Origin of the sequence: Pseudoalteromonas piscicida (assembly GCF_002744175.1) — a bacterium.
GTDB classification, from domain to species: Bacteria; Pseudomonadota; Gammaproteobacteria; order Enterobacterales; family Alteromonadaceae; genus Pseudoalteromonas; species Pseudoalteromonas piscicida_B.
The window spans coordinates 1-21,897 of sequence record NZ_NKHF01000104.1 but is presented as its reverse complement, the minus strand read 5'-3'; the positions used below and the strand labels follow the sequence as shown (position 1 = coordinate 21,897).

Annotated in this window: 25 protein-coding genes and 1 tRNA gene; 20 read left to right on the top strand and 6 right to left on the bottom strand. The window is 42.2% G+C overall.

Annotation, left to right across the window (positions count from 1 at the left end):
- Positions 1 to 100 precede the first annotated feature (100 nt).
- Positions 101 to 868, top strand: coding sequence for a class II aldolase/adducin family protein (locus CEX98_RS21170; RefSeq protein ID WP_099643975.1), 768 nt, complete (start codon positions 101 to 103; stop codon positions 866 to 868).
- An 8-nt stretch (positions 869 to 876) separates the two neighbouring features.
- Entirely contained in the window at positions 877 to 2,052 is a 1,176-nt protein-coding gene (locus tag CEX98_RS21165) for a mandelate racemase/muconate lactonizing enzyme family protein (RefSeq protein WP_099643974.1), read from the top strand.
- 474 nt (positions 2,053 to 2,526) lie between these two features.
- Here CEX98_RS21165 and CEX98_RS21160 read toward each other — a convergent pair whose 3' ends face one another.
- The 5 genes from CEX98_RS21160 to suhB form a co-directional block, all read right to left on the bottom strand.
- A complete protein-coding gene (locus CEX98_RS21160; RefSeq protein ID WP_143484366.1) occupies positions 2,527 to 3,138 on the bottom strand; it encodes a hypothetical protein in 612 nt (203 codons plus the stop codon).
- Between the two features lie 58 nt (positions 3,139 to 3,196).
- Complete coding sequence (locus tag CEX98_RS21155; RefSeq protein WP_099643972.1) at positions 3,197 to 3,886, bottom strand: hypothetical protein; 690 nt, start codon at positions 3,884 to 3,886, stop codon at positions 3,197 to 3,199.
- A gap of 12 nt (positions 3,887 to 3,898) precedes the next feature.
- Positions 3,899 to 4,600, bottom strand: a complete 702-nt coding sequence (locus CEX98_RS21150) for a HEAT repeat domain-containing protein (protein ID WP_099643971.1) — start codon at positions 4,598 to 4,600, stop codon at positions 3,899 to 3,901.
- Between the two features lie 297 nt (positions 4,601 to 4,897).
- Complete coding sequence (locus CEX98_RS23515) at positions 4,898 to 5,026, bottom strand: hypothetical protein (RefSeq protein ID WP_277948942.1); 129 nt, start codon at positions 5,024 to 5,026, stop codon at positions 4,898 to 4,900.
- A gap of 457 nt (positions 5,027 to 5,483) precedes the next feature.
- Positions 5,484 to 6,287 carry an inositol-1-monophosphatase gene (suhB, locus tag CEX98_RS21145; protein ID WP_099643970.1) on the bottom strand — a complete coding sequence of 268 codons (804 nt, stop codon included), beginning with the start codon at positions 6,285 to 6,287 and terminating at the stop codon, positions 5,484 to 5,486.
- Between the two features lie 215 nt (positions 6,288 to 6,502).
- Between suhB and trmJ the strand changes: the two genes are divergently transcribed.
- The 16 genes from trmJ (at position 6,503) to CEX98_RS21065 (ending at position 20,480) form a co-directional block, all read left to right on the top strand.
- The gene (gene trmJ, locus CEX98_RS21140; RefSeq protein ID WP_099643969.1) at positions 6,503 to 7,228 is read left to right on the top strand and encodes a tRNA (cytosine(32)/uridine(32)-2'-O)-methyltransferase TrmJ; all 726 of its coding nucleotides are present in this window, start codon (positions 6,503 to 6,505) and stop codon (positions 7,226 to 7,228) included.
- A 276-nt stretch (positions 7,229 to 7,504) separates the two neighbouring features.
- Positions 7,505 to 7,996, top strand: coding sequence for a Fe-S cluster assembly transcriptional regulator IscR (iscR, locus tag CEX98_RS21135; protein WP_099643968.1), 492 nt, complete (start codon positions 7,505 to 7,507; stop codon positions 7,994 to 7,996).
- Between the two features lie 23 nt (positions 7,997 to 8,019).
- On the top strand, positions 8,020 to 9,234 hold the full coding sequence (locus CEX98_RS21130; RefSeq protein ID WP_099643967.1) for an IscS subfamily cysteine desulfurase: 1,215 nt from the start codon (positions 8,020 to 8,022) through the stop codon (positions 9,232 to 9,234).
- Positions 9,235 to 9,294: 60 nt separating this feature from the next.
- On the top strand, positions 9,295 to 9,678 hold the full coding sequence (iscU, locus tag CEX98_RS21125) for a Fe-S cluster assembly scaffold IscU (RefSeq protein ID WP_099643966.1): 384 nt from the start codon (positions 9,295 to 9,297) through the stop codon (positions 9,676 to 9,678).
- Positions 9,679 to 9,687: 9 nt separating this feature from the next.
- Positions 9,688 to 10,011, top strand: a complete 324-nt coding sequence (gene iscA / locus CEX98_RS21120) for an iron-sulfur cluster assembly protein IscA (RefSeq protein ID WP_010378967.1) — start codon at positions 9,688 to 9,690, stop codon at positions 10,009 to 10,011.
- A 60-nt stretch (positions 10,012 to 10,071) separates the two neighbouring features.
- Positions 10,072 to 10,596, top strand: a complete 525-nt coding sequence (gene hscB / locus CEX98_RS21115; protein ID WP_099643965.1) for a co-chaperone HscB — start codon at positions 10,072 to 10,074, stop codon at positions 10,594 to 10,596.
- A 41-nt stretch (positions 10,597 to 10,637) separates the two neighbouring features.
- A complete protein-coding gene (gene hscA, locus CEX98_RS21110; RefSeq protein WP_099643964.1) occupies positions 10,638 to 12,500 on the top strand; it encodes a Fe-S protein assembly chaperone HscA in 1,863 nt (620 codons plus the stop codon).
- A gap of 1 nt (position 12,501) precedes the next feature.
- On the top strand, positions 12,502 to 12,840 hold the full coding sequence (fdx, locus tag CEX98_RS21105) for an ISC system 2Fe-2S type ferredoxin (RefSeq protein WP_099643963.1): 339 nt from the start codon (positions 12,502 to 12,504) through the stop codon (positions 12,838 to 12,840).
- A gap of 89 nt (positions 12,841 to 12,929) precedes the next feature.
- Positions 12,930 to 14,363: an NAD-dependent succinate-semialdehyde dehydrogenase gene (locus CEX98_RS21100; RefSeq protein ID WP_099643962.1), complete on the top strand. Its 1,434-nt coding sequence runs from the start codon at positions 12,930 to 12,932 to the stop codon at positions 14,361 to 14,363.
- Between the two features lie 110 nt (positions 14,364 to 14,473).
- Entirely contained in the window at positions 14,474 to 15,355 is an 882-nt protein-coding gene (locus tag CEX98_RS21095) for a nucleotidyltransferase family protein (protein ID WP_099643961.1), read from the top strand.
- Between the two features lie 46 nt (positions 15,356 to 15,401).
- The gene (locus CEX98_RS21090; RefSeq protein ID WP_099643960.1) at positions 15,402 to 16,475 is read left to right on the top strand and encodes a phosphotransferase enzyme family protein; all 1,074 of its coding nucleotides are present in this window, start codon (positions 15,402 to 15,404) and stop codon (positions 16,473 to 16,475) included.
- A gap of 350 nt (positions 16,476 to 16,825) precedes the next feature.
- On the top strand, positions 16,826 to 18,202 hold the full coding sequence (locus CEX98_RS21085) for a Gfo/Idh/MocA family protein (protein WP_099643959.1): 1,377 nt from the start codon (positions 16,826 to 16,828) through the stop codon (positions 18,200 to 18,202).
- Between the two features lie 83 nt (positions 18,203 to 18,285).
- Positions 18,286 to 18,783: a nuclear transport factor 2 family protein gene (locus CEX98_RS21080; protein ID WP_099643958.1), complete on the top strand. Its 498-nt coding sequence runs from the start codon at positions 18,286 to 18,288 to the stop codon at positions 18,781 to 18,783.
- Positions 18,784 to 18,812: 29 nt separating this feature from the next.
- Positions 18,813 to 19,079 carry a YkoF family thiamine/hydroxymethylpyrimidine-binding protein gene (locus tag CEX98_RS21075; protein ID WP_099643957.1) on the top strand — a complete coding sequence of 89 codons (267 nt, stop codon included), beginning with the start codon at positions 18,813 to 18,815 and terminating at the stop codon, positions 19,077 to 19,079.
- The gene (gene pnuC / locus CEX98_RS21070) at positions 19,079 to 19,699 is read left to right on the top strand and encodes a nicotinamide riboside transporter PnuC (protein WP_099643956.1); all 621 of its coding nucleotides are present in this window, start codon (positions 19,079 to 19,081) and stop codon (positions 19,697 to 19,699) included. Before CEX98_RS21075 ends, pnuC begins: the two co-directional genes overlap by 1 nt.
- On the top strand, positions 19,686 to 20,480 hold the full coding sequence (locus tag CEX98_RS21065; RefSeq protein ID WP_099643955.1) for a phosphotransferase: 795 nt from the start codon (positions 19,686 to 19,688) through the stop codon (positions 20,478 to 20,480). Before pnuC ends, CEX98_RS21065 begins: the two co-directional genes overlap by 14 nt.
- A 62-nt stretch (positions 20,481 to 20,542) precedes the next feature.
- Here the strand turns inward: CEX98_RS21065 and CEX98_RS21060 are convergent, their stop codons facing one another.
- Positions 20,543 to 20,725, bottom strand: a complete 183-nt coding sequence (locus tag CEX98_RS21060) for a helix-turn-helix domain-containing protein (RefSeq protein ID WP_010378988.1) — start codon at positions 20,723 to 20,725, stop codon at positions 20,543 to 20,545.
- Positions 20,726 to 20,921: 196 nt separating this feature from the next.
- Between CEX98_RS21060 and CEX98_RS21055 the strand changes: the two genes are divergently transcribed.
- Positions 20,922 to 20,996: transfer RNA gene (locus CEX98_RS21055), tRNA-Arg, on the top strand.
- A gap of 315 nt (positions 20,997 to 21,311) precedes the next feature.
- Positions 21,312 to 21,897: FKBP-type peptidyl-prolyl cis-trans isomerase N-terminal domain-containing protein (locus CEX98_RS21050; RefSeq protein WP_277948941.1), on the top strand; the 586-nt coding region annotated here is incomplete at its 3' end.

Here is a 21,897-nt window from a genome sequence, read left to right as displayed (position 1 = left end):
AAAATAAAAAACCACCGTTCGCGGTGGTTTTTAGTTGAAGATATGATTAAGCTATTTTAGACTTCTATACATCTAAATGTGGAGTCAATAAGGGATCCCCATGTTCGAATTACCTCAGTTAAATTTAAAAGAAAAAGTAAGCGCAGAAGAATGGCAACTGCGTGTTGACCTTGCCGCTTGCTATCGACTGGTTGAGCACTTTCGCTGGGGAGATTTAATTTATACGCATATGTCGGCGCGCTTGCCGGGGACGGATCATTATTTAGTAAACGCGTTTGGGCTTACTTTTGATGAAGTCACGGCCTCAAATTTAGTGAAAGTGGATCTTGAGGGGAATATTCTCGATGATACACCATTTGAGATTAACCCCGCGGGTTTTACCATTCATAGTGCAATTCATGAAGTACGGGAAGATGCACATTGCGTTATTCACCTCCATACTAAAGAGACGATTGCAGTGGCGAGCTTAGAGTGTGGTCTATTGCCATTGAGTCAGCATAGTATGTTTTCTTTACCATCACTGTCGTATCACGGCTATGAAGGCTTAGCGGTGAATATGGATGAGAAAAAGCGCTTGCAAGATGACTTAGGTACAACTAATCATATGCTGCTGGTGAACCATGGTGGTTTAACTGTTGGACCAACGGTAGGCGATGCCTTTATGCGTTTTTATGACTTACAGCGAGCATGCGAGATTCAAGTTGCGATTCAAGCAACTGGACAACAAGCTGTACCAGTACCACAACCCATTATTGATAACATTTATAACCAAGCGAATGTCGTACATAGCGGTAGTACAGGTGGTCAATTAGCATGGCCCGCAATGCTTCGCAAAGCTTACCGCCTAGACCCAAGCTTCGCTCAATAGGAGTCAACATGAAAGTTAATCGCGTCGAAGTCTTCGATATTCACTGTCCAGAAAGACCTGCTTGGACACCCGTTTTTGTTCGTATTCACACTGATGAAGGCATTTCAGGAGTTGGGGAAGCCGGGCTTGCATACGACTTAGGTCACAGCGCTGCGGCCAGTATGATCAAAGAAATGGCTGAAGCCTTTTTAATTGGTCACGACCCTTTTCAAACCGAGCTGCTTTGGTCGCGTATGCTTAGAGAAAGCTTTTGGGGTTTAGGTGGTGGACCCGTTGTATATGCGGCGATGTCGGCAATAGATACCGCACTTTGGGATATTAAAGGTAAAGCCTTAAACCTACCTGTTTATCAATTACTTGGTGGAAAAGTAAATCCTGAACTTCGTACCTATGCCTCGCAATTACAGTTTGACTGGGATAGCGAATTTAAGGCGCTTGTTCAACCACACGAGTATGCTGAAGCTGCACATAAAGCCATTGCAGAAGGGTACGATGCGGTTAAAGTTGATCCTATTCAGTACGACAAAGATGGCAACACGTATTACGATAGAACTAAGCTAATCTCCCGCGCGGAAATGAAATTATACCGTGCAAGAATGAAAGCGATCCGTGAAGCGGTAGGCGATGAAGTGGACATTATTTTTGAATGCCACAGCTTACCAGGTGCAACATCGGCCATTCAAATTGCAGACATCGCCGAAGAATTTGATTGTATGTACTATGAAGAGCCAGTGAATTATCTTAATCACTCTTTACATGCAAAAGTAGCAAACAAGACTTCTGTGCCAATCGCTGGTGGTGAGCGTTTGTATAATCGCTGGGGTGTTCGTCCTTATTTTGAAGATCAAAGTATTGATGTACTGCAGCCAGATATTGGCTTATGTGGTGGCTTTACGGAAACCAAGAAAGTATGTGATTACGCCGATATTTTTGATATTCGTATTCAGGCGCACGTTTGTGGCGGTCCAGTAGCAACCGCAGCTTCACTACATTTGGAAACCGCGATCCCAAATTTCCTGATCCATGAGCACCACACTTATGCAATCAAAAAGTGGAACAGGGAGCTATGCTTACAAGATCCACAGCCTAAGAACGGTATCTTTACAGTATCAGAAGAACCGGGACTTGGTATTGAGCTAAACGACGAAATCGTGATGCGCTCAGCCCGTGTGGAGATTAAGTAACCTGAACTCGGGATAACAACTTGTGTTCTAGCAGCTGTTATCCCTTACTACTGCAGTAAATTTACTTGCAATAGGCCAGCTATTGTCGCACAAATTAGCCTTGTATTAAGAAATAACTTCTGGCTAGAATAATCCTAAGCTTTTGAGTTTAGGTATATTAGTTGGTTAACTAACAGTAATACTAAAAGTAGTTTATTTTTAGGCTAGAAAGCCTTTGAGATAATAGCGTGCTTTATGTCCCGTTATCACTGAAAGAAGCGCTTTCTTTCAAGATAAGGCTAGCATTTTGCCACTTGACCTGAGATTTGGATAAGAAATAGATTGATCTACTATAGTTATTCAAACCTCAGGTTAGTTATAGTTATTCAAACCTCAGGTTAGTTATAGTTATTCAAACCTCAGGTTAGTTATAGTTAGCAAAGCTTAATAAAGCCAATAGACAAAGTGAGTATACCCCAGCTTGTCCCTTAGTGATCAGTTCTCTTGAATTGTCACCTGACCGCAAGCGGTAGTTTTGTCATAGATATAATTTGGGTCTTCACAAAAATCCAGCCATTTTTCATCATCCATATAAACTAGTTTTCGCATAAGATCCCCCACTGAAAAAGAACCATACTCTGGAAGCAGCTTATATTCTAGCTTTGTTTTTTGTACTGGTATTTTATTACTTTCAAATAATGGTTGGATCAAGTAAAAGTCAAAATTATCCGCTTGACGGGCAAAGCGCATAGACTTTCCGGTTTCAAAAAACTCGACACTCTCATCAGGAAATTTAAAGATGTAGCGGTACTTGAATGGCGTTTCCTCGACTTCGTCGCTTTGCTTTAAAATCAGATTAAATCGTTGACTTACCTTTGACTCATCTTGGGTGTAAGAGAGTACAGTATAAGCTTGGTTCACAGCATTCGGTAGTGGTACTGATGATAGTAAGATAATCTCCCATGTTTTAATATCAGATGTCATTAGCTCTGCGGTATAGTAAGTGTTTTTAATAAACACTGGGTAGCTTTCTCGCATCGAGAGAGGTTGTGCTTGCCACGAAACGGTACCTGCTTCTACTGTTGCTTCTGATATTTTTCCTAACACACTACACCCTTGAAGTAGTATGACGATAGATAAGGTTAAAAGTATATAGAGTCGGTGACTATGCATAATGAATTTTCCGTAAAAGTTCATTTGCAATATCAGCTCCCCTAGATACAACATTTTTAACTGCACCAGTTTCTTTATTAAAGATAAATTGTTTATTGTGGTTTACCTCAAACATAAGGTTGAGTGAGACAGAAAAAGCGTGTGGTGGTATTTGTAAATGGGCATCTAATGACGGTTCGTAAAAGACAACTTCTCCCTTAGTTAGCTGGTGTAGATGTGTTGGCCTGAGGTTGCATAACTGACCTGGAGATAAGGAGTCGTTATAATCATATTGATAAAACTGGGAGCAGTAACCAGGGCCAAAATAATTCGTGGTAAGAAAGGGAAAGTTGTGATCGTGTAAACTGCTATAAACAGGGTTTTGTGTTAAATTTTTAGCGTTGGATGGGTGCCAAAAGCACAACCTAATTTGGAAAAAAGGGTCGTGATTTACATGTACTACATAAGAGTCATGGCCAGAGAAAAAGTCGCGCTCAATACCTTCCTCTCTTAAAATTCGATTAGATATGCTTCTAGTGAGAAAGTACTTGTTTAAGCTGAGGCGATGCAAAGTTTCAGCCATGGTACGGAGCGTTTTCTCTGCTAATGAATTATCCTTTAAGTATGCGTCAGTGATAATTTTGATAAAAGTATCCAGCTCTAACGGCGAACTATTTTTAAAGTTGTTATAAAAAATTGCCATAGATTACCCCTTTTAAACACCTTGGATCAGCAACTGGTGTGCTCTGTTACGTACAATCTTTGACTCATGTGTTGATTCTATTTTTCGCAGCAAGGGTATTAATAAATCTGGGGAGCGTGAACTTAACCCTTCTATTGCTCTCCAAGCGACTTCATCCACATAATGGTTTATAAGTTGCTTTAGCGCATTCAGACTGTCTTCACATGATGATCTTGCCAGTATTTCAATAAAATTAAATAATCTAGCGTCAACATGGTTTATTAAGGAAATTTGAATTGTTCGCATTGTATCAGCGCAAATGATGACGTTATAAGGAGAGGTTGAGAGCTTGGAATACTGCTCAATCCATATGCTGTCTGAAGAAGTGTCGATAGATATTGCCATATCTTCTTCACAATGAAATACTGACTCGACACATAGTTTAGTTGTGCTCAGAGAAGAGCAAGGTAAATAGTACGTTGTAGTACCATTATGTTCTTTTTTAACATGCAGAGATCTTATCTGTAGAGAGCCTTTTAGTAACTTAATGACTTTTTTACCACTATTGATTAATCTTTTGTTACTTAGCGTTTTTCCAACACAAGCAAGCAGTTTTACTTCACTATTTTCATATAAAACCACTCTTTGATTTCCTGCATTATTTATTTTGTCTTTGGACTCTAAATTATTAGAGAGTATATTTTTTACCTTTAATAGGTCGATTGACTCAATCATATTACTATCCTTGCAGTTCATCCTCTTAAACTCTTTTATTAATGATTTTTAATTTTTGAGTATTTAAATTAGTGAATAGCGTTACCGCTGAGTTTTCAATCAAACGCTATTAGTTATACCAGTTTTCTTAATTGAGAAATCTACTTTGAGAGGGGGTATATAACATTGATACCACATCCTGCTCAGTCTCGACATCAATATAGGCAAGGGGAATGTTTTCTATTTATTCGCTCTAAATGAAAAGTTAACGTGATTAGTTTCAGGTCTCCCCCTTCAAACTGAGTGAGTATTAAGATTTTAATAAACAATGATAATTATGGGGATAACAAAAACAGGGTCGAGCGCTTGAGGGTCAAAAAGTTGATTTCCCATTATTTGAGAGTCAAAACTGCCAAGTAAGTTAATGCTTTCAGTTAATAGTTCCATACAAATCTCCTTTAGTTTTAATGTACTGTAATAAATGCTGGCCAGCACTTACATAGTAGGAGGTTTCTCAATCATTTTTGAGTTTTTTTATGGTTATTTTGTATTTTTCATGTTGGTTTGCTATTACTATTAGCTGGTTTTGCATAGTTGTTTTTGAAATCTATTTCTTTGTTTTTGATGAAAGCTGTATAAATTGATGCGCTAATGAAGTTGATTTATGAGGGTTTTCTTGTTTTTAAAGGAGGTTAGTTGATGTTTTTAATTGGTAATGTAAAGTGGCTTGTTCAAGTTATGTTAATAGTTTATAGGGACGTTTGTAGACGAGGTAGAGTAAACTTTTGATAAAAAATAAATAATAATATTTTTAGAGTTTTAACTTTCTTGAATATAATTCAAATGAGGTTACAGAGCTGTATAGAGATAGCCCTGATTGAACTATCTCCAAAAGCTCATTGCATTATTTTAACAATGACTCAGTTAATACTGGGCGAATTTCTTTTACAATCGCTTGGCAAAGCTTAGGTGCGCCACAGATAATGTTGCCGCTACGGTTAAAGTTAGCACCGCCTGCAAAATCAGTGACCATGCCGCCTGCTTCTTTTACCAACAGTTCACCAGCAGCTGTATCCCAAGGCTTAAGGCCAATTTCAAAGAAGCCATCCATACGACCTGCAGCAACATATGCCATGTCTAAAGCGGCAGAGCCTGCACGGCGAATATCAGCTGTATGAATGAATAGTGCTTTGAACGCTTCAAGGTAGGCATCCATGTGGTGCTTTTGCTTGAAAGGGAAGCCTGTCGCAAGCACTGTGCCTTGTAATTCAATTGACTTGGATACACGAATACGTTTGTTGTTTAGCTGTGCGCCTTGACCACGAGAAGCGGTAAATAATTCATCGCGAATTGGATCATAAACAACAGCCTGCTCTACACGGCCTTTAACTCTAAGCGCGATAGAAACGGCATAGTGAGGGATACCTTTAACAAAGTTAGTAGTACCGTCTAGAGGATCGATAACCCAAAGGTAGTCTGCATCTTTGCCTTCGTGGTGACCAAATTCTTCACCAACAATAGCGTGATCAGGGTAAGATTTTAAAATAGTATCACGAATGATTGATTCCGCATCTTTATCGATGTTCGTTACTAAATCATTAGTGCCTTTTTGAGTAGCTTCAACGCGCGACAAATCTTCACTTGCACGTAGGATAACCTTACCCGCGTTACGCGCAGCGCGTACCGCAATGTTCAACATTGGATGCATAGCATTACCTTTAGGTTGTAAAAGAACAGGATCATTTTGAGCCGGCGTATTCTAGCGGTTTTTTGTCTAAAGTAAATAACCAATTGTAAATTTATTTGGTCGTTTTTTGTACTTCCTTGCTGTGCAAAGATTTTTAATTTCTGATTGTGGAGCTTGGATAAACGTAAATGAGATATGCTACACTGCGCCATTATTTTTGTTTGAGACTCGTGTAAATGGCTTTAGAAGATATTCGAATTGTATTAGTGAACACCTCACACTCTGGCAATATAGGTTCTGTTGCGAGAGCGATGAAAACAATGGGGTTATCTAAACTTTATTTAGTGGATCCGGCTTGCGAAGTAGACAGTCATGCAAGTGCCCTAGCAGCGGGCGCAACCGATGTGTTGGGGGCAGCGACTAAAGTAGATACCCTTCAAGAAGCAATAGCAGAGTGTGTTTTAACCATTGGTACTAGTGCACGTTCACGAACTTTATCATGGCCGATGGTTGATCCACGCGAGTGTGCACAAAAATTGGTTACTGAGTCAGTCAATGGTCCAGTTGCATTGGTATTTGGTCGAGAAAACAGCGGCTTGACCAATGAAGAGCTACAGCTATGTAACTACCACGTTTGCATCCCAGCTAACCCTGAATATAGTTCGCTTAATCTTGCAATGGCAGTGCAAACGCTGGCTTATGAAACACGAATGACTTATCTAGACACGTTAGAAGCACCAGCTGAAGAGGTGGATGAAGCGGTTTATCCTTCATCTAAGCAGATGGAGTTATTCTATGAGCATCTTGAAAATACCTTAAATGACACCGGCTTCATCATCAAACAGCACCCTGGGATGGTGATGACGAAATTAAAGCGCTTATTTAATCGTGCTCGTCCTGAAGATCAAGAGCTAAACATCCTCCGTGGGATCTTAAGCTCAATTGATAAGTCAACAAAGTAATAAAGCGAATTCAACGAGCGTATTAATGGCTTTGGTACGCTCGTCCTGCTCAAGTATCAGCACTCCAATCCCTACAAAATACCTGCATAAATCTTCATCAATAATACTTGACTAAAATACTCAGGTAATTACAATATCCACAATACCTGATTAAATTACTCAGGTATTTCGGGTAAGCAGTTGCAGATCTAAAGCGGTTATTATGCTTGGTTAATACTTGACTATCCTAGTCAAGTAATTAAAATTTGCGGCTTGGTAAATTAGCGGGGGTTATGCATGAAACTGACATCAAAAGGCAGATACGCCGTGACAGCAATGTTAGATGTTGCGTTACACGCAAATATTGGCCCTGTTCCATTGGCTGATATCTCAGAGCGACAAGAGATTTCGCTATCTTACCTTGAACAATTATTTGCCCGCCTACGTAAACATGGCTTAGTAAGCTCTGTGCGTGGTCCAGGCGGCGGTTACCTATTAGGTCGCGACGCACACACGATTTCTGTTGGTGATGTGATTAATGCTGTTGACGAGTCTGTTGACGCAACACGTTGTCACGGCGAAGGCGGCGGATGCCAAAGTGGTATGCGTTGTCTGACTCATTCTTTATGGTCTGACCTAAGTGTGCGAATTGAAGAGTTTTTAAATAATATTTCCCTAGCCGAGTTAGTCGCAGATACAGACGTACAGTCCGTTGCAACGCGGCAAGATAAGCACGTTAAACGTGCTATCGAGCAATTAGACAATATTCAAGTGAGCTGTCAACTCTAGGTTGACGTCAAGCGGAGAGATAAATGAAATTACCGATATATCTAGATTATGCAGCAACCGCTCCGGTTGATCAGCGTGTTGCAGACGAAATGATGCAGTGCCTGACAATGGATGGTAACTTTGGTAATCCAGCTTCTCGTTCACACCGTTTCGGTTGGCAAGCAGAAGAGCTGGTTGATCAGGCGCGTAATGATATCGCTGATTTAATCAATGCTGATCCGCGTGAAATCGTTTTCACATCTGGTGCAACTGAGTCAAATAACCTTGCAATCAAAGGTGCTGCGCAGTTCTATAAAAAGAAAGGCAAGCATATCATCACAGTACGTACTGAGCACAAAGCAGTACTCGACACCTGTCGTGAGCTTGAGCGTCAAGGTTTTGAAGTAACCTATATGGACGTTGAAGAAAACGGCTTGCTTGACCTGAAAAAGCTTGAAGCAACCATGCGTGAAGACACTATTCTTGTCAGCGTAATGCATGTAAATAATGAATTAGGTGTTATCCAAGATATCGCAACCATCGGTGAAATGTGTCGTGAACGTAAGATTATGTTCCATGTTGATGCAGCACAAAGCGCTGGTAAGGTACAAATTGACCTACAAACGCTAAAAGTAGACTTCATGTCGTTTTCTGGCCACAAAGTATATGGCCCTAAAGGGATCGGTGCGTTGTATGTTCGCCGTAAACCTCGCGCACGTCTAGAAGCGCAAATGCACGGCGGTGGTCATGAGCGTGGTATGCGTTCAGGTACTTTGGCGACACACCAAATAGTGGGCATGGGTGCTGCATTTAGAATCGCAAAGCAAGATTTTGAAAAAGATCATGCACACATCAGTGCGCTACGCCAGCGTTTGCTAGATGGCGTAATGGATATGGACGAAGTTTACTTTAACGGCGCTATCGACCAATCGGTTCCGGGTATTGTAAACATCAGCTTTAACTTTGTTGAAGGTGAGAGCCTATTGATGGCAGTTAAAGACATTGCCGTATCATCAGGTTCTGCATGTACGTCAGCAAGCTTAGAACCTTCATACGTGCTTCGTGCATTGGGCCGTAATGATGAGTTAGCGCACAGCTCAATCCGTTTTAGTATTGGTCGTTTTACGACAGAAGAAGAGATCGATTACACCGTCAATCTGATCAAAGATTCAATTGGTCGCCTACGTGAGATGTCACCGCTTTGGGAAATGCACCAAGATGGCATCGACTTAGATAGCGTTGAATGGGCACACCATTAAGCAAGTTTTAGCCGCTGGCTGGGGACGCTCCAGCCGCAAGCAGGTAGTGAGGAAATAGTTATGGCTTACAGTGATAAAGTTATCGACCACGTTGAGAATCCACGTAACGTAGGTTCTTTAGACAAGAATGATCCGAGCGTTGCAACAGGCATGGTGGGTGCACCTGCGTGTGGTGACGTAATGAAGCTACAAATCAAAGTATCTGACACTGGCATCATTGAAGATGCGAAGTTTAAAACATATGGTTGTGGTAGCGCGATTGCATCTTCATCACTCGTAACTGAGTGGGTGAAAGGTAAATCACTAGATGAAGCTGCCACCATCAAAAACACAGACATCAGTGCTGAGCTTGAGTTGCCACCAGTGAAAATCCACTGCTCGATTTTGGCAGAAGATGCGATTCAAGCTGCGATTGCAGATTATAAGAGTAAACAAGCGAAGTAAGAGACTATTATGGCAGTGACGTTAACAGATGCAGCCGCTAATCGCGTATTAGCCTTTTTGAGTAACCGTGGAAAAGGCATAGGGCTGCGCGTTGGTATTAAAACCACGGGCTGTTCAGGTCTTGCTTATGTTCTTGAATTTGTCGACGACTTAGACGAAGGTGATGAAGTTTTTGAAGACAAAGACGTGAAAATCATCGTTGATGCGAAAAGTTTAGTTTATATCGACGGCACTGAGCTTGATTACACAAAAGAAGGTCTGAATGAAGGGTTTAAATTTAATAACCCCAATCAGAAAGACGAATGTGGTTGTGGCGAAAGCTTCACCGTATAGTTTGCAACAGTGAATAGCTTAAAGCCCTGCCTTGGTGGGGCTTTGCTGTATTAGGTACGTATGCGTTATTTTGAATTATTTGATTTACCTGTTGATTATCACGTTGATTTAAACAAACTAAATCAAGGTTATTTAGAGCTACAACGTGCGGTTCACCCCGATAGATTCGCTGGTAAAAGTGAACGAGAAAAATTACTTGCGGTACAAAAAACAGCAGAGATTAATGATGCGTTAGCTGTACTTAAGCACCCCGTTAAGCGTGCTGAATATATGCTAAGCGAGAAGGGTGTTGATATTCGTGCCGAGCAACAAACGTTACAAGACCCCATGTTTTTGATGCAGCAGATGGAGTTACGTGAAGCGTTAGAAGAACTGCCTAGCGCCGCCGATCCTGATAGCGCAATAGCAGAGTTTGAAACGCAAATCAAAGCGTTAGATACCCAGTTCAGCGCTTCGCTGGCTGAGCAGCTACAAAGTGATGACGTTAGCATATTAGAATCGGCAGCGGACAACATTCGTAAGCTAAAATTTGTCTATAAGTTACGCGACGAATTGGCACGTATCGAAGATGAATTATTCGATTGATGATGCTTGGCATCAACAAACGTTAAAGTGAAAAGAGCATTATGGCATTATTGCAAATTGCTGAGCCGGGGCAGAGCGCGGCACCTCATGAGCATAAATTAGCAATTGGTATTGACTTAGGCACTACCAACTCACTGGTTGCCACTGTACAAAGTGGCGAAACAAAAACTCTCAGCGATTTAATGGGTAAACCCATGCTACCTTCGGTAGTCAGATATACGGACTCTGAGGTTATTGTTGGTGAGCAGGCCCAAGCAGCCTCAGCTGAAGACCCTACCAACACCTTGATTTCAGTAAAGCGTTTTTTAGGTAAAACACAAGCCGAAATAGAGCAAAGCTATGGCCAATTGCCGTATAACTTTGTTGAAAACAACGGTTCACTTGCCATCGAAACGGTGACTGGTGCGGTGAGTCCAGTTCAAGCATCTGCTGAGATCCTAAAAACCTTACATCAACGCGCTGTCGATAGCTTTGCCGGTGAGGATGTAATGGGAGCGGTGATCACGGTTCCTGCATACTTCGATGATGCACAAAGACAAAGTACAAAAGACGCCGCTGAGCTTGCGGGACTAAAAGTATTAAGGTTGCTGAACGAGCCGACTGCGGCGGCGGTCGCTTACGGGCTAGACTCAGGCCAAGAAGGCGTGATAGCGGTTTATGACTTAGGTGGTGGGACATTTGATATTTCTATCTTACGCCTAAACCAAGGGGTATTTGAAGTATTGTCGACAGGCGGTGACTCAAGCCTAGGAGGTGATGACTTTGACTCACTACTGGTTGATTTCTTTAAACAACAAACTCAGCTATTTGATTTAAACCCAAACGAATTACGTCTATTTATTAATAAAGCCAGAGCTTGTAAAGAAGCGTTATCTAGCTACGAGACAGTTAACGTTGAGTTACCAGTTCGCGACGAAAAATTTGTAGTATCGATCACTCGCCAAACATTTGCCGAAATGGCGATGCCTTTGGTTAAAAAGACACTACGTTCATGCCGTCGAGCGCTAAAAGATGCAGATGTAACACAAGAAGAAGTGTTACAGGTTGTGATGGTTGGCGGATCAACTCGTATGCCTGTGGTACGTGAAGAGGTCGGCAACTTTTTCGCTAAAGAACCGCTGACATCCATCGATCCTGACCGAGTTGTAGCGTTAGGTGCTGCTATTCAAGCAGATATTTTAGTAGGTAATAAGCCCGACTCTGATATGCTGTTACTCGACGTACTGCCACTATCTTTAGGTTTGGAAACCATGGGTGGCTTGGTTGAGAAGATCATACCGCGCAACACCACAATTCCTGTTGCACGCGCACAAGAGTTTACTACTTTTAAAGACGGTCAAACGGCGATGTCATTGCATGTATTGCAGGGCGAGCGTGAGCTAGTTGATGATTGCCGTAGCTTAGCTAAATTTAGTTTAAAGGGCATTCCGCCAATGGCGGCAGGCACCGCGCACATTCGCGTTACTTTCAGAGTTGACGCTGATGGTCTATTGAGTGTTTCTGCTGAAGAAAAGTCGACAGGTGTGCAGGCAGAGATCCAAGTGAAACCGTCGTTTGGCTTGAGCGATGACCAAGTAGCACAAATGCTTAAAGACTCCATGAGCCATGCTAAAGAAGACATGACTGCACGTATGCTGAAAGAGCAGCAGGTTGAGGCACTCAGAGTATTAGAAGCGCTAGAAGCATCGTTGGCAACAGACGGTCACTTATTGTCTGAAGATGAGCTTGAGACCTTACGCGATGCAATGACAAAGCTTGCACAAATGCGTGAAAGTGCAGACAATCCAGATCAGATTAAAAATGTGATCGAAGAAGTGGATCAGGCGAGTAGTGAGTTCGCTTCACGCCGTATGGACCAATCAATTAAAAAGGCACTGCAAGGGCAGTCGGTAGACGAGGTGTAATATGCCACAAATTATCTTTTTACCACATGAAGAGTTATGTCCAGAAGGTGCTGCAATTGAAGCAAAAACCGGTGAAACTGTACTTGATGTGGCATTAAAAAATGGTATTAGTATTCCACATGCCTGTGAAAAGTCATGTGCATGTACTACTTGCCATATCGTGATCCGTGAAGGCTTTGACTCGCTTGAAGAAAGTGATGAGCTTGAGGATGACATGCTAGATAAAGCTTGGGGGCTTGAAGCCGAATCGCGCTTAGGCTGCCAAGCGATTATTAACGATGAAGACTTAGTGGTTGAAATTCCAAAGTACAATCTCAATATCGTTAATGAAGACCATTAAGTGCAGCTAACAACCTAGGTTGTTACTGACTACTTTTATAAAAGCCGTAGTGTCTCACTGCGGCTTTTTGCATTTCTAGGAGGAACGCTATGTCACTCATCAGTAATCCAGAATACTCACTTATCAATGGCCAAGCACACCCTACTGAGCGTTACGTAGAAGTAATAAACCCCGCAACCGAAGCCTGTATTGCTCAGGTTGGTGAAGCGGATAGCGGGGCGGCCGATTCCGCACTACGAGCTGCTGTTGACACCTTTGAGCAGCTTACTAAGACAACAGCGCATGCCCGAAGTAAAGTATTGAGAAAGTGGTACGACTTGGTTGTAGAGCACCGCCAATCGCTTGCTGAGCTCGTCACCAAAGAACAAGGTAAGCCACTTAAAGAAGCATTGGCTGAGGCGGATTATGCAGCAGGATTTATTGAATGGTATAGCGAAGAAGTAAAACGCGCTTACGGGCAAGTTATTCCTAGTCATTCGCAAGCACATGAGCTCACGACGATTAAACAGGGAGTGGGTGTGGTACTTGGGATCACGCCCTGGAACTTTCCCCTTGCGATGATCACCAGAAAGGTTGCGCCTGCCTATGCAGCAGGGTGTAGTTTTATTTTGAAGCCTTCAGAGAAAACTCCCCTTGCGGCTATTGCGTTAGCTAAGCTGGCTATCCAAGCCGGGATGGAAGTTGGTGCTTTTCAGGTATTAGTAACCAATGATTCGAAAGGATTAGTCGCACATCTCACCGCGTCGCCAGATGTGCGTAAGTTAACCTTTACCGGCTCAACTCAAGTTGGCAGTGCGTTACTAAAACAGTGTGCAGACACCGTGAAAAGAACGTCAATGGAGCTTGGTGGGAACGCACCATTTATTATCTTTAATAGTGCAAAACTCCAAGAAGCGATAAATGGTTTAATGGCTGCAAAGTTTAGAAATGCGGGGCAAACCTGTGTTGCGGCTAACCGTGTTTTCATCGAACAGGATATTGCCGCTGAGGCGATAAAACAAATAACGCAGCGAGTTGAGCAACTTAAGGTTGGAAACGGCTTAGTGGAAGGGGTAGATATTGGTCCATTGATTTCGCTTGAGGCGAAGCAAAAGGCGCAAAGTCTATTAGAAGATGCACTGGAAAAGGGAGCTCGCATTGTTTATCAGGGGGAAGCATGTTCAGGACAATTTATGGCGCCCATCGTTTTAGTGGGAGTGACTCGCTCGATGCGGATCTTCCACGAAGAAATTTTTGCTCCCATATTGAGTGTGATTGAATTTGCTGAAGAAGCCGATGTAATTGCAATGGCAAATTCAGTTCCTGAGGGATTAGCTGCTTACTTTTATTGCGATGATGTTGCTCAAATTCGACGAGTTAGCCAAGCGCTTGAGTATGGCATGGTTGGGATCAATGAAGGGATTATCTCAAACCCTGTCGCGCCTTTTGGTGGCGTGAAATACTCAGGTGTAGGTAGAGAAGGCGCGCAGGAAGGCTTGCTTGAGTATCAAGAAGTAAAATACTTATGCCAAAAGTTTAATTAGTTCTCACACCTATAATACTAATTGCGGGGGGGGACTTCCTCGCAATTGCTTTTAATCTAGACAAAAGCTCAGTACACTAACCAGCTAATTTAAATTTTGATATTTTTTCAATGATAGGATCCGAACAACACCCCGCGCTTATTATTTTAGCAGGCGGGCTAGGAAGCCGTTTTGGCGGCAACAAGCAAGTAGCTGAGTTACCAAACATCAATAAAAGCATCATGGAGCTGAGTATCATTGATGCCCACCAAGTGGGTATTCGAGATGTAATTTTGATCATCAATGATAAAGTGCGAAGTTTAGTCGAAGACGTCATTTTGCCGCGATTACCAGTTGCAATAAATGTGATACTGGTTGAACAGCGTGTGAACGATATTCCCGGCGAGTTTATACACTGTCTTGAAGGAAGGGAAAAGCCGTGGGGCACAGGGCATGCGTTGCTTTGTGCTAAATCCCATGTTGATAAACCCGCAGTTGTCATTACCGCAGATGACTACTATGGGCCAGATGCATTTGAACAACTGGTAGAGCACTTTCAACATCACAATAATATGGCGATGGTAGCGTATCCAATAATTAATACATTATCAGAGCAAGGTGGCGTAAACCGCGGTGTTTGTCAGGTGCAGAGTGGGCTACTACACTCGGTTAAGGAAGCGCTGAATATTCAATTAGAAAATGGTGAACTGTTCGGTGATATAGACGGCGCTCGTTGCCATATTGATAGCATGGCGCTGGCTTCAATGACTTGTTGGGGTATTACACCAGAACTATTTACTGCGCTAAAAGCTGGTTTTGACCTGTTTTTAAAGAATTATGACAACGGTGTCAAAACCGAGTATTATTTACCAGACTGTATCCAACACTGTATCAATACTGCTGCACAATCGGTGTCTGTCTATCAAGCAAGATCTCATTGGTACGGCATAACTTATAAGAGCGAGCTCAACATTGTCGCAAGAAAAATACATGAAGCACGTCAAGGAAGATAATAATCTCCACACGACAATATCCGACATAACTCCTTTTGAGGTGAACATGGAGTATCAAGCCGTTGCAAAGCAACTAGCCGATGAGTATGGTCTCATTAGTGAAAAAGCTACAATGAAGCCAATCGGTAGTGGCCACATTAATAGCACTATGCTGCTGCAAGACACGCATAACACAATGGTGGTGCAAAAGCTGAATACGACTGTTTTTCCAAATCCAGAACACTTGGTCGAAAATGCACGAGCGATTGAACGACATTTAACCGCTAAAGCGTTAAATGGTGAGTATAGTCTTGCGATCATCAAACATGTAGCAACGAGTTCAGGCCAATATTTAGTTGATATCAACGACGAAGTTTGGCGTGCGCTTGCATTTATTGGTCGTAGTTACAGTGAAGATGTTGTCGCAAATGAACAGCAGGCTCTCACAGCCGCAAATGCGTTTGGGCAATTTGCACATGCGCTAAATGACTTTGATGCTAAACAGTTACACTATGTGATCCCTGATTTTCATAACTTGTCGATGCGTATTGATGCCTTCAATAAAGTATTGGAAAAAGATGAACATGGTCGTGCAGCACAATGCGGCGATGTTATTGAAGCATTTCAACAGCAATTCACACTAGCTGAAGAATTACAGCAAGTACAAAAGCAGATCCCGCTTCGTGCTTGTCATAATGATACTAAAATCAATAATATGCTGTTCTCTACTCAAAGTGACAAGGCCAGAGCTGTAATAGATTTGGATACCTGTATGCCGGGTAACTGGTTGTTTGATTTTGGCGATATGGTTCGCACCTTTTGCTCTCCTGAGGCTGAAGATTCAACTAACTTGGATAAAGTACAAGTAAGAGAGACTATCTTCGCTGCGCTCGCGAAAGGATATATCGAGCCACTTCAAGATAGCGTGACGGAAGTTGAGAAAGAAAGCTTTATTCTTGGTGCCAAAGTGATGCCATTTATGATTGGTCTTAGATTTTTAACAGACTATCTTGATGGGGATAATTATTTTGCCACGCACAGAGCGGATCACAATCTTGACCGTGCTAAGAATCAGTTTGCGCTCTATTCCAGTGTGTTAGAAAAAGAATCAAGCTTGACTCACATCATCAGAGCTATTTAACCTGAGCTGCGGATAATTAATACTTTTCTAGCAGGCAGTTTTAACGCTAACTGCGTAAATTCGCCTTGCCTACATGGGTGTAGGTACCTTAGCGAGAGCTGGACGCGTAAGCGGTGTTATCCCCAAAACTGGCTGCTAGATAAGGAAATAATTCAATGTGATTCTAAAAATAAGGAGTTAGCTCACTCCTTATCCAAATCTCAGGTTGTTTAACGCTCAATTGGTATAAAGAGGCGCTTCAGGCGTCTTTTTTGCATCTTCATCGCAATGTTTTGAACCTAAGATTGGGATAGGTTAGCTTGATATGCACCAGCATTTCTGCTGTTAGGAAGTATCGTTTAGGAGTAAGAATGAAAAATATAAACCGCCGCGATTTTTTAAAAGCCGCGGGAGCCGCAGCGGCTGCCAGTGTTGTTGCTGGGTGCGCAAGTTCAAATTCAAATAACAGTATTACACCTAAGCAACAGGGTCGTTCAGTCATCGGACTTGTTGCACCGAAAATGGATGTAGTGCGCGTTGGCTTTATTGGTGTAGGTCAACGAGGTTATGGGCACGTTAAACGAATGAGCCATATTGATGGTGCGCGGATCGTGGCAATTTGTGACACCCATAATGAAGTACTTGAAAAGTCAGCCAGTTACCTTGTCAATGAGCGAGGTTTACCAAAGCCGGCCCTGTATCGTGGCAGTGATTTAGCCTATCAAGAAATGCTTAATCGGGATGATATTGACATCGTTATCATTTCAACCCCTTGGAAATGGCATGCGCCGATGGCCATCGATACTATGAACAGTGGTAAGCACGCTTTTGTTGAAGTGCCACTGGCATTAACCGTTGAAGAAATGTGGCAAATCGTTGATACCGCAGAGCGCACACAAAAGAACTGTATGATGATGGAAAACGTCAACTACGGTCGAGATGAATTGATGGTGCTCAACATGGTTCGACAAGGCTTATTTGGTGAACTATTACACGGTGAAGCTGCCTATATTCACGAGTTACGCTGGCAAATGAAAGAAATTGAGCACAAAACCGGATCGTGGCGAACCCATTGGCATACTAAACGAGATGGTAACTTATATCCGACCCATGGGTTAGGGCCAGTATCTCAATATATGAATATCAACCGTGGTGATCGCTTTGATTATCTTACTTCAATGAGCTCTCCAGCCCTTGGCCGTGCAGCGTATGCAAAACGGGAGTTTCCAGCAGATCATGAGCGCAACCAGTTGAATTACATTGCCGGTGATATGAACACCACGATGATTAAAACCATCAAAGGGCGTAGTATTATGGTACAGCATGATACTACAACGCCTCGGCCATATTCTCGTCATAATCTTATTCAAGGTACAAACGGTGTCTTTGCTGGTTTTCCAAACCGTATTGCACTAGAGCAAGGCGGTACGAAAAGCTTCCATGAGTGGGATTATGAAATGGAGTCATGGTACAAGCAATATGACCACCCTCTGTGGACGAAAATGGGTGAAGAAGCCAAGCGCAATGGTGGCCATGGTGGTATGGACTTTTTAATGTTTTGGCGCATGATTTATTGTCTACGCAATGGCGAGCCGTTGGATCAGGATGTGTATGATGGCGCCGCTTGGTCTGTTATATCCCCGTTATCAGTTCAATCGGTCGCTAATCGCAGTGAATCTTTGAGTGTTCCAGACTTTACTCGTGGTGCGTGGAAAACCGCTAAACCATTGGGTATAGTAACAGTATAAGAATACACACTTTCTTATCATTGAATTAAGCGCTGTAGGCGCTTTTTTTATACCCGATTATTACCGCTTTTGGAGTGGCTTTGATGCGCTATAGATTCTTGTTATTCGTTATATTAATCCTGAGTGGTTGTAGTAATTCGATTAATAGCAGTAAGAAAAATACACTCATCAACCACGCTGACGCTTACTTTAATACCTATGCTCAGCGGAAAAACTTTACTCAGTTTATCGAGTTCTATGCAGAAGATGCTGTGCTGGAAGATATGGTTTTTGGTCATAAGGCACAAGGTAAAGAGCAAATTATGGCTTTTTTGAATTGGTCTGCTGGGAGTTTTGCTGTGCTAGATGAGCAACCTGTCTTAGTGATAGAAGATCAGGTCGTCGATACCACGACTCGAACCGTGGTTGCTAGAGGCGTTTTTAACCGCTTTAATTATGCGTCACGCGAGTTAGGGCCTTGGCGATTTCTTATAGTGCTAAAGTTTAACGAAAAAGGTAAAATTACCTATCAGCAAGATTGGATTAATTATACCCCGAAGTCGGACTTTACCGGTGGGGAAAATCTAAACCAGCAATATTAATAATCGGCTGCTATTTGTAAGGAGCGCCCATGCAAGTTTCTGTTGAAATAAGCAAATATCCACTGCATCAAGACTACATTCCGTTTATTAAAGGCTTCATTGATAGGTTAAATGAACATGAAGGCTTGAAAGTGATCACCAATACAATGTCTACCCAAGTGTTTGGTGACTTTGATTTGGTGACCAAGGTACTGAATCAAGAAATGAAGCGTTCATTTGAAAGTTATGGCAAGTGTATCTTTGTTTGCAAGTTTATTTCAGGCGACTTGTCGCCGGCAGATAGCGCGGTTGTTTAATGGAGTGGCTTACTGAACTTTTTTCAGGTTTCACCGCAATGTCTAGTTGGGAGTACATTGCTGTAGTGCTTGCGGTAGCGTATTTGCTATTGGCAATCAGAGAAAATATCTGGTGTTGGCCTGTTGCCTTTATCAATACATTTATTTATACCGTGCTGTATTGGAATGGCGCATTAGTCATGGAGTCCTTGTTACATTTCTACTATATGGTTATGGCCGTGGTTGGCTGGTGGATGTGGCGCCAAGGTGATAAAAATAAACCCAGTGAAATCATCTCTTGGTCACTATCGAAGCACCTTGTGATCATTGCTGTTACTTCCGTAGTGTCTATTTTACTCGGATACTTTACTAAACATTATATGGCGGCAGATCTCGCCTATTTAGATAGTTTCACGACTTGCTTCGCGGTAGTTACCACTTACTTAGTTGCGAAGAAAATCCTCGAGAATTGGCTATATTGGGTTGTCATTGATGCCGCATCAATCTACCTCTATTACCTCAAAGGCTTTTACCCTACCTTGGTGCTATTTATTTTCTATACCTTGATGGCATGTTGGGGTTATAAACGTTGGTACGAAGAGTTTGAGGCTAAACAAGGAAAGTCACTTGCAACACTCTGAGCTTGAAGCGTTAACAGCAAGTGCTAGTGCGGTTTTTAATATCCCAATTGATAAGCTTGAAAAGCTCACGAAAGGAGTAAGTAACAAAAACTACTTACTGGTGAGCAAAGGTGAAAAGTATCTTCTAAAGTGCTATAGCCATGGTGTCCCTGTTGCTGCACTGAAGGCGCAAAATATATTGGCAGTACAAGGGATCACCTCTAAGGTATTACAGTACGATTTACAGACTCGCATGGCGGTTTTCACGTTTATGCCAGAGGTATGCGGCTCTCCTTCACTGAACACATCGCTACTTGAACAAGTTCTGCAAGTACATCAGCTTGAACTTGAGGTTTACGAGGTGCTGGATTTGGTTGGCTATATTCAAACGGTTGATGAGCCTATACATCAATTGCTTGATATTGAGTGGTTGGTCAAAACACTTACTGGGTTACCTGAAGACATCGCGTTTTGCCACAATGACCTAGTCGAGAGTAATATTATTCAAAGCCCTGAAGGTATTCGCCTCATCGACTTTGAATATGCATGTCATAGCGATATTTTCTTTGATCTAGCCGCACTGGTGTGTAGCTTTAACTATGATACCCAAAGGGCAATGACGGTCGTTGAGTCTTACTTTGCTTTAAAAGAACAGCCAATGCCAGTATACGCGCAGCTAAAGCTCACGGTGTTTTGCCAAGCCTATTTGATTGTTAGCATTCAATGGTACGAGCAACGCGGGATCGCAAACGAAGCTAAAAAGCTTCGGCAGTTACTCAAGCTGTGGGTTGATTCGCATTGAGCTGAGCCAGCAGCACATCGTACTCCTTGAGTTACAATACTGGCTAAATGATAGAAAATGGCTTAGATACCGCCTAATCGTTGAGCAAGCTCTTTGTATTTTTCAACATCGGCTTTATCAAAAATAGGCTCGCCACTGGCGTCAGTGTCTTTAGCGACTAGCAAGTTTTCTCGTGCTAAGCGTCTTACGCGCTCAACTTTAACGTCAAGAAACTCTGCAACTTGCTCTGTGGTCATTGGTGTCATACTTGGGATCCTCATGATGTATCATGATACTTCTGTGCGGGCAGTCGTATCAGTCTATATTATTATTTTCAAAGCATAGTTGAATAACTGGTTTTTTGCTCAAAGTACAGCTTTTTTTAAAAAATAGGTTACTAATTAGGCATATAGCAAACATTGTCTGGTATTTGTTAGCACTTAGCATTATTATATTGCAGACGCTCTCGTGGTGAAATGGATATCACGTGGCCCTCCGGAGGCCAAGTTCTAGGTTCGATCCCTAGCGAGAGCGCCAGTTTCACCGCTGTTTTTGGCACCGATGAATGTTCTGCTCACTTCTTTTATATCAATTGAATTCATTCTCCAATCAATTAGAAAACATCAGCACGATTTTGCTTGTAATAGGCTGGCTATTGATGCACAAATTTGCCTTGTATTAAGAAATAGCATTTGGCTCGCGTTTGAGATTAGGTATTTTAGTTGGTTAACTAACCTCTTATCCCGAGTTCAGATAAGGAAGTAAACGCTTCTATGGCAGGTTCCGAATGATACAAAATGTCACAAGTAAAGCTTGGAATTTTTAGTGCTCTACAAAGTAGGATGACTCAATATGGTCATAAAATATTGGGCAATAAAAATGAGAGAGAATAATAACAAACGCGGTCTAATTTACTTGATTCCATTTTTGCCACTAATGGGTGGGTGTTTCGTTGATCCTTCTGCTTCTGAGGATAATCATGCAATACACTACAGTCAGGCTTCAGAGCTCAACCATAGGCAATCTTACGCTGTCGGGGCGCAATTCGGGCGTTTTGCAAGTACACACATAGAAAGGGAAAGTAAAGCTGACAACCTTCTCGACAAAGAGCTCATTGTTAAAGGCTTTATTGATGTATTAAATGGAAAAGGATCAATAAGCGTGCAGGATGTTGATGAGTTAATCAGTGAAATGAAAAAGCGTTCTAGACAGCTTGCAAACGATAAAGTACTAGAGGAATTGAAGCAAAAAAATGAAGCATATTTAGTAACTAACTCTGCGCGCGAGAACGTAACTGTAACGGCTTCAGGGCTTCAGATAGAAGTTTTAAAACAAGGATCTGGAAAAACGCCATCTGAAACGGACTATGTGCAAGTTAGATATAAAGGAAGGTTGATCGACGGCACATTATTTGATGCGATAGCGACCCCTGAGGGGC

Bases quoted from the DNA above. Each gene is read 5' to 3' on its own strand.
- CEX98_RS21080 (WP_099643958.1), top strand. From the start codon at position 18,286: ATGCGCTATAGATTCTTGTTATTCGTTATATTAATCCTGAGTGGTTGT.
- CEX98_RS21090 (WP_099643960.1), top strand. From the start codon at position 15,402: ATGGAGTATCAAGCCGTTGCAAAGCAACTAGCCGATGAGTATGGTCTC.
- iscA (WP_010378967.1), top strand. From the start codon at position 9,688: ATGGCAGTGACGTTAACAGATGCAGCCGCTAATCGCGTATTAGCCTTT.
- CEX98_RS21130 (WP_099643967.1), top strand. From the start codon at position 8,020: ATGAAATTACCGATATATCTAGATTATGCAGCAACCGCTCCGGTTGAT.
- CEX98_RS21100 (WP_099643962.1), top strand. From the start codon at position 12,930: ATGTCACTCATCAGTAATCCAGAATACTCACTTATCAATGGCCAAGCA.
- CEX98_RS21155 (WP_099643972.1), bottom strand. From the start codon at position 3,886: ATGGCAATTTTTTATAACAACTTTAAAAATAGTTCGCCGTTAGAGCTG.
- suhB (WP_099643970.1), bottom strand. From the start codon at position 6,287: ATGCATCCAATGTTGAACATTGCGGTACGCGCTGCGCGTAACGCGGGT.
- CEX98_RS21170 (WP_099643975.1), top strand. From the start codon at position 101: ATGTTCGAATTACCTCAGTTAAATTTAAAAGAAAAAGTAAGCGCAGAA.
- CEX98_RS21060 (WP_010378988.1), bottom strand. From the start codon at position 20,725: ATGACACCAATGACCACAGAGCAAGTTGCAGAGTTTCTTGACGTTAAA.
- CEX98_RS21165 (WP_099643974.1), top strand. From the start codon at position 877: ATGAAAGTTAATCGCGTCGAAGTCTTCGATATTCACTGTCCAGAAAGA.
- CEX98_RS21095 (WP_099643961.1), top strand. From the start codon at position 14,474: ATGATAGGATCCGAACAACACCCCGCGCTTATTATTTTAGCAGGCGGG.
- fdx (WP_099643963.1), top strand. From the start codon at position 12,502: ATGCCACAAATTATCTTTTTACCACATGAAGAGTTATGTCCAGAAGGT.
- CEX98_RS21085 (WP_099643959.1), top strand. From the start codon at position 16,826: ATGAAAAATATAAACCGCCGCGATTTTTTAAAAGCCGCGGGAGCCGCA.
- iscU (WP_099643966.1), top strand. From the start codon at position 9,295: ATGGCTTACAGTGATAAAGTTATCGACCACGTTGAGAATCCACGTAAC.
- iscR (WP_099643968.1), top strand. From the start codon at position 7,505: ATGAAACTGACATCAAAAGGCAGATACGCCGTGACAGCAATGTTAGAT.
- CEX98_RS21150 (WP_099643971.1), bottom strand. From the start codon at position 4,600: ATGATTGAGTCAATCGACCTATTAAAGGTAAAAAATATACTCTCTAAT.
- CEX98_RS23515 (WP_277948942.1), bottom strand. From the start codon at position 5,026: ATGGAACTATTAACTGAAAGCATTAACTTACTTGGCAGTTTTGACTCT.
- hscA (WP_099643964.1), top strand. From the start codon at position 10,638: ATGGCATTATTGCAAATTGCTGAGCCGGGGCAGAGCGCGGCACCTCAT.
- trmJ (WP_099643969.1), top strand. From the start codon at position 6,503: ATGGCTTTAGAAGATATTCGAATTGTATTAGTGAACACCTCACACTCT.
- hscB (WP_099643965.1), top strand. From the start codon at position 10,072: ATGCGTTATTTTGAATTATTTGATTTACCTGTTGATTATCACGTTGAT.
- pnuC (WP_099643956.1), top strand. From the start codon at position 19,079: ATGGAGTGGCTTACTGAACTTTTTTCAGGTTTCACCGCAATGTCTAGT.
- CEX98_RS21075 (WP_099643957.1), top strand. From the start codon at position 18,813: ATGCAAGTTTCTGTTGAAATAAGCAAATATCCACTGCATCAAGACTAC.